1 CRISPR repeat array is annotated in these 732 nt (G+C 64.8%).

The features are described from left to right. The first annotated feature begins 5 nt into the window (after positions 1–5). Positions 6–703: direct repeats of the CRISPR family, unit length 28 nt; unit sequence ATCTGCCCCGCACCTGCGGGGATGAGCC. Positions 704–732 lie beyond the last annotated feature (29 nt).

The raw sequence follows: 732 nt of genomic DNA on the forward strand, positions 1-732 counted from the left end.
CCGTCATCTGCCCCGCACCTGCGGGGATGAGCCGGAACCGTCGATGAGCAAATCCTTAAAGCCCTCATCTGCCCCGCACCTGCGGGGATGAGCCTTTACCTACACGCCTAATCGCTGTCAACCCGTCATCTGCCCCGCACCTGCGGGGATGAGCCTTGAGACCACAGCCCTCACAGTGGTGGGCGTCGATCTGCCCCGCACCTGCGGGGATGAGCCTCACTGACCACGTGCGGGAGGGGTGGAAGATTGATCTGCCCCGCACCTGCGGGGATGAGCCGTTCCCGGCTGTTGATGACCTGGTTGAACTGATGATCTGCCCCGCACCTGCGGGGATGAGCCCCATGCCGAATGCAGTTTCCGGTACGCTTTCACATCTGCCCCGCACCTGCGGGGATGAGCCGTTTTCATCCACCACTTCACGTCATCAAAATTTATCTGCCCCGCACCTGCGGGGATGAGCCGACAAGCGCGCCGGTCAAAAAGGCGCGCGGAATATCTGCCCCGCACCTGCGGGGATGAGCCTACGGGCGTATGCGCAGGCCGGGAGGTACTAGCATCTGCCCCGCACCTGCGGGGATGAGCCCGGTCGCTTGCGTGCTGGCCGGTTCTTCCTCCTATCTGCCCCGCACCTGCGGGGATGAGCCACTGGGATAGCAACGCCGCCGCCGGCGTGCCATCTGCCCCGCACCTGCGGGGATGAGCCGTTGGCTCCTCGTTGGCCGGGCACTATCG

This window comes from Corynebacterium pyruviciproducens ATCC BAA-1742 (genome assembly GCF_000411375.1).
Classification (GTDB): Bacteria; Actinomycetota; Actinomycetes; order Mycobacteriales; family Mycobacteriaceae; genus Corynebacterium; species Corynebacterium pyruviciproducens.